Source organism: Thalassovita mediterranea (genome assembly GCF_001458435.1).
Lineage (GTDB): Bacteria > Pseudomonadota > Alphaproteobacteria > Rhodobacterales > Rhodobacteraceae > Thalassobius > Thalassobius mediterraneus.
On sequence record NZ_CYSF01000011.1, the window covers coordinates 18338 to 33545 of the forward strand.

Annotated in this window: 15 protein-coding genes; 11 read left to right on the forward strand and 4 right to left on the reverse strand. The window is 58.5% G+C overall.

Annotation, left to right across the window (positions count from 1 at the left end; all coding sequences use genetic code 11):
* Positions 1–167 precede the first annotated feature (167 nt).
* The 4 genes from rfbC to rfbA are packed head-to-tail and all read left to right on the forward strand — an operon-like array spanning position 168 to position 3497.
* Positions 168–719, forward strand: coding sequence for a dTDP-4-dehydrorhamnose 3,5-epimerase (rfbC, locus tag TM5383_RS10985; protein WP_058319093.1), 552 nt, complete (start codon positions 168–170; stop codon positions 717–719).
* Positions 720–730: 11 nt separating this feature from the next.
* Positions 731–1780, forward strand: coding sequence for a dTDP-glucose 4,6-dehydratase (gene rfbB / locus TM5383_RS10990; protein ID WP_058319094.1), 1050 nt, complete (start codon positions 731–733; stop codon positions 1778–1780).
* Positions 1777–2622: a dTDP-4-dehydrorhamnose reductase gene (gene rfbD, locus TM5383_RS10995; RefSeq protein WP_058319095.1), complete on the forward strand. Its 846-nt coding sequence runs from the start codon at positions 1777–1779 to the stop codon at positions 2620–2622. Before rfbB ends, rfbD begins: the two co-directional genes overlap by 4 nt.
* The gene (gene rfbA / locus TM5383_RS11000) at positions 2619–3497 is read left to right on the forward strand and encodes a glucose-1-phosphate thymidylyltransferase RfbA (RefSeq protein ID WP_058319096.1); all 879 of its coding nucleotides are present in this window, start codon (positions 2619–2621) and stop codon (positions 3495–3497) included. The genes rfbD and rfbA overlap by 4 nt, the downstream gene beginning before the upstream one ends.
* A gap of 59 nt (positions 3498–3556) precedes the next feature.
* On the opposite strand, the gene TM5383_RS11005 is transcribed toward rfbA, so the two are convergent.
* Positions 3557–3847: a hypothetical protein gene (locus TM5383_RS11005; protein WP_058319097.1), complete on the reverse strand. Its 291-nt coding sequence runs from the start codon at positions 3845–3847 to the stop codon at positions 3557–3559.
* Positions 3848–4040: 193 nt separating this feature from the next.
* Entirely contained in the window at positions 4041–5642 is a 1602-nt protein-coding gene (locus tag TM5383_RS11010) for a methyl-accepting chemotaxis protein (protein WP_058319098.1), read from the reverse strand.
* A gap of 218 nt (positions 5643–5860) precedes the next feature.
* Between TM5383_RS11010 and TM5383_RS11015 the strand changes: the two genes are divergently transcribed.
* From TM5383_RS11015 to TM5383_RS11045, 7 genes are all read left to right on the forward strand, one after another.
* A complete protein-coding gene (locus TM5383_RS11015) occupies positions 5861–6832 on the forward strand; it encodes a KpsF/GutQ family sugar-phosphate isomerase (RefSeq protein ID WP_058319099.1) in 972 nt (323 codons plus the stop codon).
* 12 nt (positions 6833–6844) lie between these two features.
* Complete coding sequence (locus tag TM5383_RS11020) at positions 6845–7636, forward strand: 3-deoxy-manno-octulosonate cytidylyltransferase (RefSeq protein WP_058319100.1); 792 nt, start codon at positions 6845–6847, stop codon at positions 7634–7636.
* Between the two features lie 3 nt (positions 7637–7639).
* The gene (gene kdsA, locus TM5383_RS11025; protein WP_058319101.1) at positions 7640–8476 is read left to right on the forward strand and encodes a 3-deoxy-8-phosphooctulonate synthase; all 837 of its coding nucleotides are present in this window, start codon (positions 7640–7642) and stop codon (positions 8474–8476) included.
* Positions 8477–8616: 140 nt separating this feature from the next.
* Positions 8617–9486, forward strand: a complete 870-nt coding sequence (locus TM5383_RS11030) for an aldose 1-epimerase family protein (protein ID WP_058319102.1) — start codon at positions 8617–8619, stop codon at positions 9484–9486.
* Between the two features lie 23 nt (positions 9487–9509).
* Positions 9510–10499, forward strand: coding sequence for a UDP-glucose 4-epimerase GalE (gene galE, locus TM5383_RS11035; RefSeq protein WP_058319103.1), 990 nt, complete (start codon positions 9510–9512; stop codon positions 10497–10499).
* Positions 10500–10556: 57 nt separating this feature from the next.
* Positions 10557–11027: an SgcJ/EcaC family oxidoreductase gene (locus TM5383_RS11040; RefSeq protein ID WP_058319104.1), complete on the forward strand. Its 471-nt coding sequence runs from the start codon at positions 10557–10559 to the stop codon at positions 11025–11027.
* A gap of 145 nt (positions 11028–11172) precedes the next feature.
* The gene (locus tag TM5383_RS11045; protein ID WP_076400298.1) at positions 11173–12312 is read left to right on the forward strand and encodes a polysaccharide biosynthesis/export family protein; all 1140 of its coding nucleotides are present in this window, start codon (positions 11173–11175) and stop codon (positions 12310–12312) included.
* A gap of 111 nt (positions 12313–12423) precedes the next feature.
* Here TM5383_RS11045 and TM5383_RS11050 read toward each other — a convergent pair whose 3' ends face one another.
* Positions 12424–13155, reverse strand: coding sequence for a hypothetical protein (locus tag TM5383_RS11050; RefSeq protein WP_058319105.1), 732 nt, complete (start codon positions 13153–13155; stop codon positions 12424–12426).
* A 137-nt stretch (positions 13156–13292) separates the two neighbouring features.
* Positions 13293–15137, reverse strand: a complete 1845-nt coding sequence (gene ilvD, locus TM5383_RS11055; protein ID WP_058319106.1) for a dihydroxy-acid dehydratase — start codon at positions 15135–15137, stop codon at positions 13293–13295.
* Between the last annotated feature and the right edge of the window lie 71 nt (positions 15138–15208).

Here is a 15208-nt window from a genome sequence, read left to right on the forward strand (position 1 = left end):
ACTTCAGAAATTGAACTATTCAATCTCAAAAGCATATTTTCCCACTCATCCGCAGCGACTGCGCAGTAAACAGGCAACAATTACCGGTCATTTACACCACTAGGGGGTTTCGATGGCCCCCGCAGGAAGGCTATAGATTGCAAAGACTTCACCAGCCGGAGCGCCTCGTGCAGATCTCGGAAACCGCCATTGCCGACGTAAAGATCCTGACGCCCGCCCGTTTCGGCGACCATCGGGGATTCTTTAGCGAAAGCTGGAATCGCACCACACTTGCGGATGCTGGGCTGACACTGCCCGACTTCGTGCAAGACAACCACTCGCTATCACACGACCGCGGCACTGTCCGCGGCCTACACTTTCAGGCCCCGCCTCATGCGCAGGGCAAACTGGTGCGGTGTGGCCGCGGCGCAATGTTTGATGTCGCAGTGGACATCCGCGCCGGATCGCCGACCTATGGGCAGTGGGTTGGCGAAGAGCTGAGTTATAAGAATGGCCGCCAATTATGGATTCCCGCAGGCTTCCTGCATGGTTTCATGACCTTGGAACCAGACACAGAAATTATTTACAAATGCACCGACCACTACGCCCCGGAATGTGACCGCGCAGTTGCCTGGGACAGCTGCGGCATTGACTGGCCATTAGAAGGCGTAACACCCATTTTGTCGGAAAAAGATGCCTCCGCACCAGCATTGGCCGATTTCACCACCCCATATCAATGACAGGACACTCAATGAAACTGCTCATCACCGGCGGCGCCGGCTTCATCGGATCCGCAGTTGTACGTCAAGCAGTGAAAGCAGGGCATCAGGTGATCAATCTGGACGCGCTGACCTACGCCGCCTGCCTTGATAACGTGTCCGAGGTGGCGGACAGCCCGCTTTACACCTTTGCGCAGGTGGATATCCGCGACGCCGCTGCGGTTGAGGCGTGTTTTGATCAACACCAGCCCGACGCGGTGTTGCACCTGGCCGCCGAGAGTCACGTTGACCGCTCCATCGACGGGCCTGCGGTGTTCATGGAAACCAATGTCATGGGCACTTTCAATCTGCTGCAATCCGCCCGTCGGATGTGGGAAGCAAAGGGCCGCCCCGACAATTTCCGTTTCCAACATATCTCGACGGATGAGGTTTACGGCTCCCTGCCCGCCGACCCGTCGGTGATGTTTACCGAAGAAACGGCCTACGATCCCCGCAGCCCCTATTCTGCGTCTAAGGCGGCCAGTGACCATCTGGTGCGCGCCTGGGGGGAAACTTACGGGTTACCGGTGCTGCTGACCAATTGTTCCAACAACTATGGTCCCTACCACTTCCCCGAAAAGCTGATCCCGGTGGTGATCTTGAATGCGCTCGCTGGGAAACCCCTGCCGATCTACGGGGATGGTAGCAATATTCGCGACTGGCTATATGTCGAAGACCATGCTGACGCGCTGCTGACAGTGCTGGAAAAGGGGCAGCTGGGGCGCAGCTACAATATCGGTGGCGAGAATGAGCGCACCAATCTGGAACTGGTGCAAACGCTTTGTGCTATTTTGGATGAAAAGCGCCCTAAGGCCACGGGATCGTATAAAGATCAGATCACCTTTGTTACCGATCGTCCGGGACATGATGCGCGTTATGCAATTGACCCCAACCGCATTCGCAATGAACTGGGTTGGCGTCCCTCTGTGACTGTCGAAGAAGGTCTGGCTTTGACGGTAGAATGGTATCTGAACAACGAACAGTGGTGGCGTGCGTTGCAGAACCGAGATGGTGTCGGTGAACGTTTGGGTAAGGCTTCATGATCCTTGTCTTTGGTAAAACCGGTCAGGTGGCAAGTGAGTTGGCGCTCCTTGCTCCTGAGGCGCGGTTTCTGGGGCGGGATACCGCGGATCTGTCCGACCCTGCCGCCTGCGCCGCGCAGATCTTGGCATTAAAACCGGATGCGGTGATCAACGCCGCCGCCTACACCGCCGTTGATAAGGCCGAGGAAGAAGAGGCGCTGGCCACCGTGATCAACGCAGATGCCCCCGCCGCCATGGCGCGTGCCTGCGCTGAACGAAAGGTGCCGTTCCTGCATCTGTCGACCGACTATGTGTTTGACGGCAGCGGCGATCAGCCGTGGCGACCGGATGATCCCGTGGCGCCGATCAATGCCTATGGGCGGTCCAAACTGGCGGGGGAACAGGCGGTTGCAGCCAGTGGCGCGAACTATGCGATTCTGCGCACGTCTTGGGTCTTTTCCGCCCATGGCGGCAACTTTGTCAAAACCATGCTGCGTCTGGCAGCAACCCGTGATCAGTTGAGCGTTGTGGCCGACCAGATCGGCAGCCCGACGCCAGCACGTGCCATCGCGGCGGCGCTGCTGTCCATCGCAGCGCAGATGCAGGCGGGCACCCGCAGCCGTGGGATCTATCATTTCAGCGGCCAGCCCGCGGTCAACTGGGCCGATTTTGCCCGCGCGATCTTTGCCAAAGCGAACCTGACAACACGGGTTGTGGATATCGCCACCAGCGCCTACCCCACCCCAGCAACGCGACCGCTAAATTCGCAATTACATTGCAACGATTTAACAAATGATTTTTCAATCCAGCCCCCTGACTGGCAGAGTGGGTTGGAAAAGGTGATTGAGGACCTGACCCGATGACACAGCGCAAAGGTATTATTCTGGCCGGCGGGTCCGGCACGCGGCTTTACCCGCTGACCCTGGCGGTATCGAAACAGCTGATGCCAATCTATGACAAACCGATGATCTACTACCCCCTTAGCGTGTTGATGCTGTCGGGTATCCGCGAGGTGGCGGTCATCACCACGCCGCAGGATCAGGCGCAATTCCAGCGTCTGCTGGGCGATGGCAGCCAATGGGGCATGTCGTTGACCTATATCGAACAGCCCAGCCCCGACGGATTGGCGCAGGCCTATATTCTGGCCGAGGATTTTCTGGACGGCGCACCTTCTGCGATGGTGCTGGGTGACAACATCTTCTTTGGCCATGGCCTGCCAGAAATGCTGGCCGCCGCCAATGCCAAGACCACAGGCGGCACCGTGTTCGGCTATCACGTCGCGGATCCTGAACGCTATGGCGTGGTGCGCTTTGACAGTGAATTCAACGCGCAAGAGATTATCGAAAAGCCCGCCGTGCCACCGTCAAACTACGCGGTCACCGGCCTCTATTTTCTGGACGGCAACGCGCCGGAACGCGCCCGCGCCGTGCGCCCATCAAACCGTGGTGAACTGGAAATCGTCACCCTGCTGCAAAGCTACCTGAACGATGGAACCCTCTCGGTTGAGCGCATGGGGCGTGGCTATGCCTGGCTGGATACCGGCACCCACGGCTCTCTACTGGATGCCGGCAATTTTGTCCGCACGCTGTCAGAACGCCAAGGCATGCAGTCAGGCTGCCCCGAGGAAATCGCCTATCAACAAGGCTGGATCGACGCTGCGCTGATGCGCAAACACGTCGAAACCTACGGCAAAACCGCCTACGGCGCATACCTGCGCGGTCTGTTGCCCGACGGGTAAATTCCCGTCAGATCCGAAACTCCGCCACCACGGGACAATGATCAGACGCTTTGGGTCGGTCATCCTAAAACAGCCTTCATTGCAGACACGCCACCCCAAGCGATCAACGCGACAACAAACCATATTAATGCGCGACCCACCCACGCCCGCTCTCGCTTACATTTGTCTGATACAAACAACTCATTTGCTACGTTCATTCGTTCAGCCAATGGCACATACACTCGCCATAACGGAACTTTGGTCGTTCTCATCACCCTGATTTGCAAAAGTAAAAGACAGCCCCAAAACCAAAAGAATGTTCCAACAAGCATGGCGGTGGAAACATGGTCCAGGACATCAATCCATTTCATGGGCTTAGTGTCCCTTAGCTGTTAGTTTGAGAGGCGCGAGGCCGCGCAACCGAAGCGGGCAGGACGCTGTATATCAAGACCGTTTCATAGTCCGTTGAGCAAAAGCAATGAAAGAATGCCCTTACCTTACCGGAAATCGCCCCGATTCTCTAGGTCGGTGCGGACGAAGACGCCCGCACCGGATCAGCACTCTTTAGGCCGCTTTGGCGTCGGCAACACCTGAAACGCCCATATCGGCCCCCTGATCAGCGGGCAGTCGCGCACTGATCGCTGACATCCCCCCTGAACCGCTATCACAGCCCTGCACATCGAAGAAACCGACCGCATCGTTCAACACAGTGACCTGCTGCGCCAGCTCTTCAGCGGTAACACTCATTTCTTCGGAATTGGCACTGGTACGCTGGGATAACTGATCCAAACCCACAACCGATGTACGCAGTTCAATCATCGTCTGGGCGATATCGGCATTGGAATGACTGATCTGACCAACCAAATCCGCCGTGCGCTGAATGCTTGGCCCCAGTTCTGACAGGCTTTCACGGGCACCTTCGGCCGCCGAAATCGTGCGTTGGCTCAACCCCTGAATAACGCCCGATGCAGCCTGAGAGCGTTCTGCCAGCTTGCGCACTTCGCCCGCAACCACACTGAACCCTTTGCCATTTTCGCCAGCGCGCGAAGCTTCAACTGCAGCATTCAGCGCCAACAGGTCTGTCTGACGGGCAATTTCCTGCACCACGCTGATCTGCTCCAGCATCGCCTCTGTCGCCTCCAGCGCCGAAACAACGGCCGTTTCGGATTGCTGCACCTGCGCCACCGACTTCTGGGCCATCACTTCGGTTTCGCGGGCATGCTGGGCGGTCTGATCCACCGACTGCGTGACATCCCCCACAGATTGCGCCAACGCCTCGGATGACCGCGCCTGTTCCAGCGATGTCTCATTCAGCTGACCGGCTGTTTCAGACATCGACTGCGCACTGCTGGACACAACATCTGCGCCGGTCACCACGGATCCGACAACGCCATTCAACTGACGTGACATCTGATCAAGATTACCAAGTAGGGCACCAATCTCGTGGCCGGGGCGTGGTTCATCGCACACATGCAGCCGACCCTGTGCGACATCGCTGCTCAACACATTTGCTTTGTGCAGTCCCAGACGCAGGGATCGCGTGATCCCCCATGCGGCTGCGATTCCAAACACCAGAGCAACCGCAATCACAACTGCCAGACGGGTGACAATCCCGTCGTAGATCGCCTGCGCCTCCGCGGCAGCGGCGGTCATTTCCGCACTCAGATGCGTTTCGATATCGTGAAACAGGGCCTCCATCGCTTCAGACAGGGGGGCCACCTTGCGCAGCAACACATCGCTTGAACGATCCGACACCCCGAACATCATCTGCTGAGCAATATCCGCGCGCAGTTTCTGCATCCGTGCGTTTTCATAGCTATAGCGCTCCAAATAAGGGGCCAGCCCAGCACTGCCACGGACCTGCAAGGATTCGAATTCTGCAGCCTGCGCAGCAGTCAGTGCCTCCATCTTGCGCCAAATCTTCGACCGCGCTTTGGAATCACCACGTTCAATCATCAGATAGTCCCGCATCTGCGTCTGAATCTGCAGTTGGTGGCTGTACAACGCCTCAGCGCTCAGGGTATCGGCGAAATGGACCTCGACCATCTGATCGCCCCGCGCCGTTACATTTTGCAGTTCCACCACCGCAAACAGCGCGATCGCCACCAGAACCAGCCCAAGGAAAGAGAACGTCGCAATCAGCCGCGACCGGATTGTCTGAAACATCTAAACAGCACCTTCATAGTTGGTCACGCCCCTGTCGCGGATGGGTTGCAACAGAGGCATGGGGGTCACCAAATTCTGCAACCCACAGCGGATCACAGCCTATTACTGCAATGAACAACGACCAAACGACGTCAAGTTGTAGCAGCCTTCCACCACCCACGCTGGGCCACAGCCGTTTTCCATTGATCGCCTCAGCCGCTTGTGACATTGGAAACTTCATGGAAAACCAAGCTTCTTCTCCGTCGAAAATGGTCAGCGCAGCCAAGCGTGTGCTGGGCATTGAGGCAGACGCGCTGCGTCTGCTGTCCGATCATCTGCCCGCCGATTTTGAGGCGGTGGTGACCTTGATCCTCAACACCAAGGGTCGGGTGATCATCTCTGGCATCGGCAAATCCGGCCATATCGGCAACAAGATCGCCGCCACCCTCGCCTCCACCGGCACGCCCAGCTCTTTTGTGCATGCCTCTGAGGCCAGCCATGGCGATCTGGGCATGATCACCAATGACGATATCGTTGTGCTGATCTCCAACTCTGGCGAAACGCGCGAATTGTCGGATGTGCTGGCGCATACGCGCCGCTTCTCGATCCCGCTGATCGGGATTTCTTCGCGCCCCGGCTCCACCCTGATGGCGGCGGCGGATTATCAGCTGCTCTTGCCCCCCGCGCCTGAGGCCTGCCCGATGGGCATGGCCCCCACCACATCGACCACGCTGACCCTGGCGATCGGCGATGCGCTGGCGGTTGCCCTGATGGAGGCACGTGATTTCAAGGCGGAAAACTTCGCCACCTTCCATCCCGGCGGCAAACTGGGCGCGCAGCTGTCCACCGTAGCGCAGCTGATGCATGGTGTGGACGCCCTGCCGCTCGTCAGCAAGGACACCGCGATGGAGGAGGTTTTGATCGAAATGACCTCCAAGGGATTTGGCACCACCGGCGTCGTTGAGGGTGAGGCGCTGATCGGGATCGTCTCGGACGGTGACCTGCGCCGTAATATGGCGCATCTGATGTCCGCCACAGCGGGTGAGGTGGCCACATTGTCGCCCGTGACCGCCGCGCCGGATATGTTGGCCGCTCAGGCGCTGGCCCTGATGAACGAGCGTAAGATCACCACGCTCTTTGCCGTTGATGAGGCAAACCGCCCCGTCGGCATCCTGCACCTGCATGATCTGCTGCGCGCTGGCGTTGCTTAAGGAGATCCCCTGATGAAAACCGTGATCCTGATCCCCGCGCGCTATGCCTCGACCCGCTATCCGGGCAAGCCGCTGGCAGAACTGACCCTGCCGTCGGGCGAAAAGAAATCGCTGATCCGCCTCAGCTGGGAAGCGGCCCAGCGGGTCAATGGCGTGGCCGAGGTGCATGTTGTCACCGATGATGACCGCATCGCGGATCACGCCAAGGCGTTTGGCGCCTCTGTCATCATGACCTCGCCAGAGGCGGAAAATGGCACCGCGCGCTGCGCCGAGGCGCTGCGCAATGGGCAGGTAGAGGCGGACCTGATTGTCAACCTGCAGGGCGACGCGCCGCTGACGCCCGAATGGTTCGTCGAAGACCTGATCGCGGCGATGAAACAGGACGCAGAGGCGCAGGTCGCCACGCCGGTGCTGCAATGCGATCCGCTGACCTACAGCCATTTCGTCGAAGACCGCAAAGCCGGCCGCGTCGGCGGCACCACCGCCGTGTTCAACGCCAAGGGCCACGCGCTCTACTTCTCCAAGGAAGTGCTGCCCTATATTGACCCCGACAAGGTGCCCGACAGCGACATTCCTGTCTATCACCACGTCGGCTGCTACGCCTACCGTCCGGCAGCACTGGCGGCCTATACCTCCTGGGGCATCAGCCAGCTGGAAGTGCTGGAGGGGCTGGAGCAGCTGCGCTTCCTCGTGAATGACACCAAGATGCGCTGCGTCGAGGTCGAGGGCAAAGGCCGCGTCTTCTGGGAGCTGAACAATCCCGAAGATGTGGACCGTATCAATTCTGTGCTGAAGGATCTGTAAGTCATGGACGTAACCCAGACCAAAACCGTCACCGTGGGTGACATCAATATTGGCGGCAGCAATCCGGTGGCCTTCATCACCGGTCCCTGCCAGCTGGAAAGCCTCGATCACGCCCGCATGATGGCGGAAAAAATCGCCGAGGCCTGCGCGCCCACCGGCACCCAGTTCATCTTCAAGGCCAGCTACGACAAGGCCAACCGCTCGTCGATCTCGACCAAGCGGGGGCTGGGCATGGAAGAGGGGCTGAAAATCCTTGGCCAGATCAAAGAAGAGTTCGGCGTGCCGATCCTGACCGATGTGCATGACGCGGCCCAATGTGCCCCTGCGGCTGAGGTGTGCGATATCCTGCAAATCCCCGCCTTCCTGTGCCGTCAGACCGACCTGTTGCTGGCGGCGGGCAAAACCGGCGCGGCGATCAATGTGAAAAAGGGTCAGTTTCTGGCACCTTGGGACATGGGCAATGTGGCGGAAAAGATCGCTTCCACCGGTAATGAACGGATCATGCTCTGCGATCGCGGCACTTCGTTTGGCTATAACACGCTGGTCAGCGATTTCCGTGGCCTGCCAACCATGGCGGCGACCGGCTATCCGACTGTGTTTGATGCCACCCATTCGGTGCAGCAACCGGGCGGTCAGGGCACCACATCGGGCGGCCAGCGTGAATTTGCCCCCGTTCTGGCCCGCGCGGCCTGTGCGGTTGGCGTTTCGGCGCTGTTCATTGAAACGCACGAGGATCCCGATAACGCGCCCAGTGATGGCCCCAACATGATCCCCGTCGATCAAATGGCTGACCTGATCAAACGTCTGCGTGATTTTGATGCGCTGGCGAAGGGCCTGTAATATCTCGAAAATACCAATACCAAAGGGCCGCGTTGATCGCGGCCCTTTTTGGTTGAACGACACCCTGCGGTATGGGACTGAAGCATGAGAATGCTGCACAAGACGCCGCATAATGATCTGTTTCAACAAGGACAGTGCAGATGACCGACGTGACCCAGATCCAGAATGACCACATCCGCGTGGGCGTCAGCCCCCTCGGTGCAGAAACGCAATATTTGCGCGATGATCAAAACCGCGACTGGTTGTGGCATGGGGATCCGACATGGTGGGCGGGACGGTCACCGATCCTATTCCCGATCGTTGGGGCCGCACCGGATGGCCAGATTTCTATCGGGGCATTCACCGCCCCGATGAACCAACACGGATTTGCCCGTCGGTCAAAATTCGCACTGATTGCGGCCAGCGAAACACACTGCACCCACCAACTGACCGACAGCGCAGACACCCGCGCGAACTACCCGTTTGAATTCGCCCTGCGCCTAACCCACCAACTTGACGGCCCCACCCTGTCTGTCACGGCAGAGGTGGAAAATCACAGCAACCGCGCGATGCCTTTCGGCTTTGGGTTTCACCCCGCCTTCGCATGGCCCCTGCCCGGCGCGAACGGCACGCATGAGGTGCAGTTGGACAATCAGGGTGAACCAGCGCTTTACCGGATCAACGCAGACGGGCTGCTGGTCGATGCCCCCCTGCCCTCGCCCTTCCGCGATGGCCGCCTGACGCTGGACCCGGCGCAATACGCAGACGATGCGATGCTGTTTCCCGCTGGTGCAGGCACCGGTCTGACCCTCAGCGCGGCAGGTGCCAGCCTGCGGTTTCAGTGGCAAAACCTACCCAATTTCGCGCTGTGGCAAAAACCGGGTGCGCCCTATATCTGCCTTGAACCTTGGCACGGAACTGCGGCAATAGCAGGTCAAGGTTCGGCGATGATCGACCGCCCCGACACCATCACACTGGACGCCGGACAAAGCGCCCGTTTTGCCTATACCGTCACGATTACGGGCAAGTGAATTTAAGAAGTGGAGAGTTTTGAATGACCAATGTTCTGGTAACAGGTGGCGCAGGCTACATCGGATCGCACGCCTGCAAGGTGCTGGCGGCCAACGGCTTTACCCCCGTGACCTTCGACAACTGTTCGACCGGCTGGGAGCAGGCGGTAAAGTTCGGCCCGCTGGCCAAGGGCGACCTGTTGGACTGCGCCCGTCTGGATGAGGTGTTCGCCGAATATCAACCCGTTGCCGTCATGCACTTCGCCGCACTGTCCCAAGTGGGCGAGTCGATGCAACTGCCCGGTCGTTACTGGCGCGAAAACGTCACCGGTGCGCTGAACCTGATTGAGGCGGCGGTGGCGGCTGAGTGCAAAAACTTCGTCTTCTCCTCCACCTGCGCGACCTATGGCGATCAGGACAACGTGGTCCTGAACGAAGACACGCCGCAAATGCCGATCAACGCCTATGGCGGATCGAAACTGGCGATTGAGCAGATGTTGCAGGACTTCGCCGCCAGTGACGGGCTGAACCATGTGATCTTCCGCTATTTCAACGTCGCCGGTGCCGATCCAGAGGCAGAGGTGGGCGAGTTCCACCAGCCCGAAACCCACCTGATCCCGCTGATGCTGGACGCGATTGAGGGCAAACGCGCCGCGCTGACCGTTTTTGGCACCGATTACGATACGCCCGACGGCACCTGCATCCGCGACTACGTGCATGTGATGGATCTGGTCGAAGCTCACGTTCTAGGCCTGAAATGGCTGCAGGATGGCAAGGGCAACCGTGTCTTCAACCTCGGCACCGGCGATGGGTTTTCGGTGCGTGAGGTGATCGAACATTCGCAATCTGTCACCAACAAAGCGGTGCCTTACACCGAGGGTGACCGCCGTCCGGGCGATTGCACCAAATTGGTGTCGGGTTCGACCCGCGCGATCAGCGAACTGGGGTGGAAACCCAGCCGTTCCAACCTCTCTGACATGATCCGCGACGCCTGGCGCTGGCACCAAAACACCGCCGCGCATTACGAACGCTGATTGCATCACGCAGCGTTGGCCCCTTAAGGTATCCCATCCCAAAGGGGCCACGCCGCTATGACAGACACAACCGCACCAACACACGCTGAGACGCCCGAAGACATCCCCCGCCTATTCGCCGCCGCATGGATGGCGCGGGATGCGCAGGCGTTGGCCGCGCTGTTTGTAGAGGATGCGGATTTTGTAAACGTCGTTGGCCTGTGGTGGCACAACCGCGCGGACATTCAGCGCGCGCATCACTATGGCCTCACCACCTTTTTCAAAGACAGCCAGATTTCAGCCCGCGGCGTCAAAGTGCGCCGTGTCAGCGACACGGTGGCGATTGTGCATACCCGCTGGCGGCTGACCGGCCAGATTGATCCGCAGGGTGCCCCGCTGGACAGCCGTACAGCGGTCATGGTGTTTGTCACCGAAAAGCGCAGCACTGGCTGGATGGTGCTGGCCGCACATAACACTGATGTGGTCCCAGGTGCAGAAACCAATAGCGTTCGCAATGCCACTATGACGCCATTGGACTACCGCGAGTGACAGCGGTCGACGCAAGAACGCCCCAAACCTATGGCCAATGCGCCACGTTCACCGCGTCGCCAACCCAACCTACCCCCTGCCCCCTGTCGGTCTACAGCGACACCCGTTAAGACTATCGCCAAGCAAACTGTGGAGGGGAATCGGTTTGAACAAAATTGTCACATGGACGGCTCTCAGCCTATCGGCGCTGGCGCTTAGCGCCTGTTCGGTGCCTCGTGGCGCCGCACTCAGCAGCGATATCCTGACCGAACAAACAGAAACCGCCCCCAGCTACCAAGTGATCACCGTCACCCGCGCCAATGTCAGTGATTTTCACAACTGGCCTGTGACGGGCTGGTCTGGCAACTATACTTGGCTCTCAAATCCCCGCGGCCCACAAAGTCAGGTCATCCGCACAGGCGACCGCGTCACACTGACCATCTGGGATTCACAAGAAAACTCCCTGCTGACGGGCCCAGCCAGCAATCAAGTCACCCTGCCCGCGATACCTGTGGCGGCCAATGGCAGCATCTTTCTGCCCTACGCTGGCGACGTTTCCCTGCGCAATCTGACCCAGACCGAGGCACGGACCAAGGTTCAGGATGCTCTGGTGCAGATTTCACCGTCCGCACAGATCCAACTGTCCGTCGATCAGGGCGCCAACAATGCCGCTGATCTGGTGGGCGGCGTCGCGCAGCCCGGCAGCTACCCACTACCCAACCGCAATACAACGGTTCTCAACCTGATCGCCGCAGGGGGTGGCATTCGTGACAGTCTGGAAAACCCGCTGGTGCGTTTGCAACGCGGCGGGCAGTCCTACGAAATCCGGGCTGACAAACTGATGACGCAACCCAGCCTCAACACCACGGTACGCGGTGGCGACAAGATCATCATTCAAGAAGATGATCGGTATTTCACCGCCCTAGGCGCCACCGGCCGCGAAGAGCTGGTTCCCTTCACACGTGAAAACCTGACCGCGATAGAGGCGCTGTCAACGGTTGGCGGCCTGTCCGACACCCGCGCCGATCTAAAGGCCGTGTTGGTCCTGCGGGACTATGACAAGACACAGCTAATCAAACAAACGCCCGACACCCCCTATTCACCCAACGGGCCACTGCAAGAACAAGTGGTGTTTGCGTTCGATCTTACCTCTGCCGAGGGACTGTTTGCCGCGCGCAAATTCCAGATCAATCCCAAAGACACCGTTTTGGGAACGGAAACTACACTGACCTCTGCTCGCACAGTGCTGGGTGTGATTGGATCCGCTGTTGGTCTGGGCAATGCGCTAGACCGTCTGGCGAACTGATCTAAACTAATTCTGAAACGCAAAAGCCCCGCCAGATTGGCGGGGCTGTATTGTCGGGGGTAAACGGTCGCAGTGACCTCTCATCCTCCTACGCACAATAGACGTCAGAAATCATTCACTCAGTTGTTCAACGCCAGTGATGTCAATAAGCCCAAACGCTTCATGGACAGTGCGCACGTGGCTGGGCAGGTTCTGCAATCCAAATTCTGCATTGCCAAAGTCAGGATCAAAGTCAGGACTACTGGTGAAGATTTGATTAATATAAAGGTTCTCACCCGGCCGGTAAATCACTTTCAGCCGACAGAATAAGTCATCAGCAAAAGGCGCGACTGGTCGACGGTTACAATCAAGGTAATGTTCGGGCGTGCCCTGCACTGGTGCGGCGTAGTAAATGGCCGAATTTGGAATCTCTCCATTCGCGTATTCTTGGCGCGCTCGCTCCGCTTCATACGATTGCACTCGGACCACATATATGACGTCGTCAACGTGAATGGTCGTGAGCTCCTCATACTCTACGCCATAAGGTCGCCCTGCCTCATAAATATGATGACGAATATTTCCACGATAGCGCACATTGGGTTGGGTTATGGCGAAATGATCGTCGATACGTTTTTCATCCTCTATGGCGAGAGATACCCAGCCGCCTTCTCCGTCAGAAGAAAAATCACCGGCACACAACCGAAAACTCCGTTGGCCTAAGGTAATAATTTTTCCTGCTGGGGAAAATTTCTCATCCTCGCCACAGGACCAATCGCCTTGCGGTTGAGCAGAAAGCGCGCCGTGGAATGCGATGAGCAGGGCGATAAATGCCCATGAAAGCTGTTTCGCCAAAAATTGCGTCATTTCTATCAGCCTGTCCTTGGTGTTTTTTAGAATGCCTAAATACGCATTAATCTACGATACATTTTTCAACCACATTCCCCAAAAAACAAAAGCCCCGCCAATCTGGCGGGGCTTTCGCTCATCATATCACGTAGCGCTTATTCTCCACCGGGCAGGATGCGGACCGCACCTTTTGCAGCGGAGGAGGCGAAGGCGGCGTAAGCCTTCAGCGCTTTGGACACCGCGCGGGGGCGCTCTTCGGCGGGGCCCCACGGCAGCGGGCCTTTGGCGGCGCGGCGCGCCTCCAGCACGTCATCAGCAACGGCAAGGTTGATGGTCCGGTTCGGAATATCAATCTCGATCAGATCGCCGGTTTCCACCAGACCGATTGCCCCCCCCTCCGCCGCCTCGGGCGAGGCGTGGCCGATTGACAGACCAGACGTACCGCCAGAGAAGCGACCATCGGTCAGCAGCGCGCATTTCTTGCCCAGACCTTTGGATTTCAGATAGCTGGTCGGGTAGAGCATTTCCTGCATGCCCGGACCGCCCTGCGGACCCTCGTAGCGGATGATCACCACCTCACCTTCGGCAACCTTGCCGGTGAGGATGCCGTTGACCGCATCATCCTGACTCTCGAACACTTTCGCAGGACCCGAGAATTTGAGGATCGATTCATCCACACCAGCGGTTTTCACGATGCAGCCGTCCAGCGCGATATTGCCGAACAGAACCGCCAGACCGCCATCCTTGGAAAACGCATGTTCGACCGAACGGATCACGCCACCTTCGCGGTCAGTGTCCAGTTCTTTGTAACGGTTCGCCTGACTAAACGCCTGTGTGGTGCGCACGCCACCAGGGGCGGCTTTGAACAGTTCAGACGCTTCGGGGTTGTTGGCAACCTTGATGTCCCAATGGGCAATCGCTTCGCCCATGGTCGAGGAATGCACAGTCGCCACATCATTGTGCAGCAGACCACCGCGCGACAGCTCACCAAGGATGGAGAAGATGCCGCCCGCGCGATGCACGTCTTCCATATGGACATTGTGAATGTTCGGCGCGACCTTACACAGGCAGGGCACCTGACGGCTGAGGCGGTCCATGTCTTCCATGGTGAAATCCACCTTGCCCTCATAGGCAATCGCCAAAAGGTGCAAAACGGTGTTCGTCGACCCGCCCATGGCAATGTCCAGCGACATGGCGTTTTCAAAGGCCTCGAAGGTCGCGATTTCACGCGGCAGCAGGCCCTTTTCCTCACCCTCATAGTGGCGCTTGGTGATGTCGACGATGCGACGACCCGCCTCAAGGAACAGACGCTTGCGGTCGGCGTGGGTCGCCAGCGTGGAGCCGTTGCCCGGCAGTGCCAGACCCAGCGCCTCTGCCAGACAGTTCATCGAGTTGGCGGTGAACATACCCGAACACGACCCACAGGTCGGGCAGGCGTTCTCTTCGATGTGTTTCACCTGTTCGTCGGTGAACTTGTCATCCGCGGCGGCGACCATAGCGTCGACTAGATCGACCTTTTTCATGTCCAGATCGGCGAGGTCAATTTTACCCGCTTCCATCGGACCGCCAGACACGAAGATCACCGGAATGTTCAGGCGCATTGCCGCCATCATCATGCCGGGGGTGATCTTGTCACAGTTGGAGATACAGACCATCGCGTCGGCACAGTGGGCGTTGACCATATATTCAACACTGTCTGCAATCACTTCGCGCGAGGGCAGCGAGTAGAGCATGCCGTCATGGCCCATCGCGATGCCGTCATCCACGGCGATGGTGTTGAATTCCTTGGCAACGCCGCCTGCCGCCTCGATCTCACGGGCGACCATCTGGCCCAGATCCTTCAGGTGGACGTGACCGGGCACAAATTGGGTGAACGAGTTCACAACCGCGATGATCGGTTTGCCGAAATCATCATCCGTCATACCCGTCGCACGCCAGAGGCCACGGGCCCCCGCCATGTTGCGGCCGTGGGTGGAACGCCTGGAACGATAATGCGGCATCTTGGTCTTCCTCTGGACTGCGTTTGTTAGTGCAAATGCGCCCCCTCCCGGGGCATTTCAAGGTGGTGTAG

What these genes read in the sequence shown, in the direction of transcription:
- ilvD (WP_058319106.1), bottom strand. Translation starts at nt 15,137, where the DNA reads ATGCCGCATTATCGTTCCAGGCGTTCCACCCACGGCCGCAACATGGCG.
- TM5383_RS11030 (WP_058319102.1), top strand. Translation starts at nt 8,617, where the DNA reads ATGACCGACGTGACCCAGATCCAGAATGACCACATCCGCGTGGGCGTC.
- kdsA (WP_058319101.1), top strand. Translation starts at nt 7,640, where the DNA reads ATGGACGTAACCCAGACCAAAACCGTCACCGTGGGTGACATCAATATT.
- TM5383_RS11040 (WP_058319104.1), top strand. Translation starts at nt 10,557, where the DNA reads ATGACAGACACAACCGCACCAACACACGCTGAGACGCCCGAAGACATC.
- TM5383_RS11015 (WP_058319099.1), top strand. Translation starts at nt 5,861, where the DNA reads ATGGAAAACCAAGCTTCTTCTCCGTCGAAAATGGTCAGCGCAGCCAAG.
- TM5383_RS11020 (WP_058319100.1), top strand. Translation starts at nt 6,845, where the DNA reads ATGAAAACCGTGATCCTGATCCCCGCGCGCTATGCCTCGACCCGCTAT.
- TM5383_RS11050 (WP_058319105.1), bottom strand. Translation starts at nt 13,155, where the DNA reads ATGACGCAATTTTTGGCGAAACAGCTTTCATGGGCATTTATCGCCCTG.
- rfbB (WP_058319094.1), top strand. Translation starts at nt 731, where the DNA reads ATGAAACTGCTCATCACCGGCGGCGCCGGCTTCATCGGATCCGCAGTT.
- galE (WP_058319103.1), top strand. Translation starts at nt 9,510, where the DNA reads ATGACCAATGTTCTGGTAACAGGTGGCGCAGGCTACATCGGATCGCAC.
- TM5383_RS11005 (WP_058319097.1), bottom strand. Translation starts at nt 3,847, where the DNA reads ATGAAATGGATTGATGTCCTGGACCATGTTTCCACCGCCATGCTTGTT.
- TM5383_RS11010 (WP_058319098.1), bottom strand. Translation starts at nt 5,642, where the DNA reads ATGTTTCAGACAATCCGGTCGCGGCTGATTGCGACGTTCTCTTTCCTT.
- rfbD (WP_058319095.1), top strand. Translation starts at nt 1,777, where the DNA reads ATGATCCTTGTCTTTGGTAAAACCGGTCAGGTGGCAAGTGAGTTGGCG.
- rfbA (WP_058319096.1), top strand. Translation starts at nt 2,619, where the DNA reads ATGACACAGCGCAAAGGTATTATTCTGGCCGGCGGGTCCGGCACGCGG.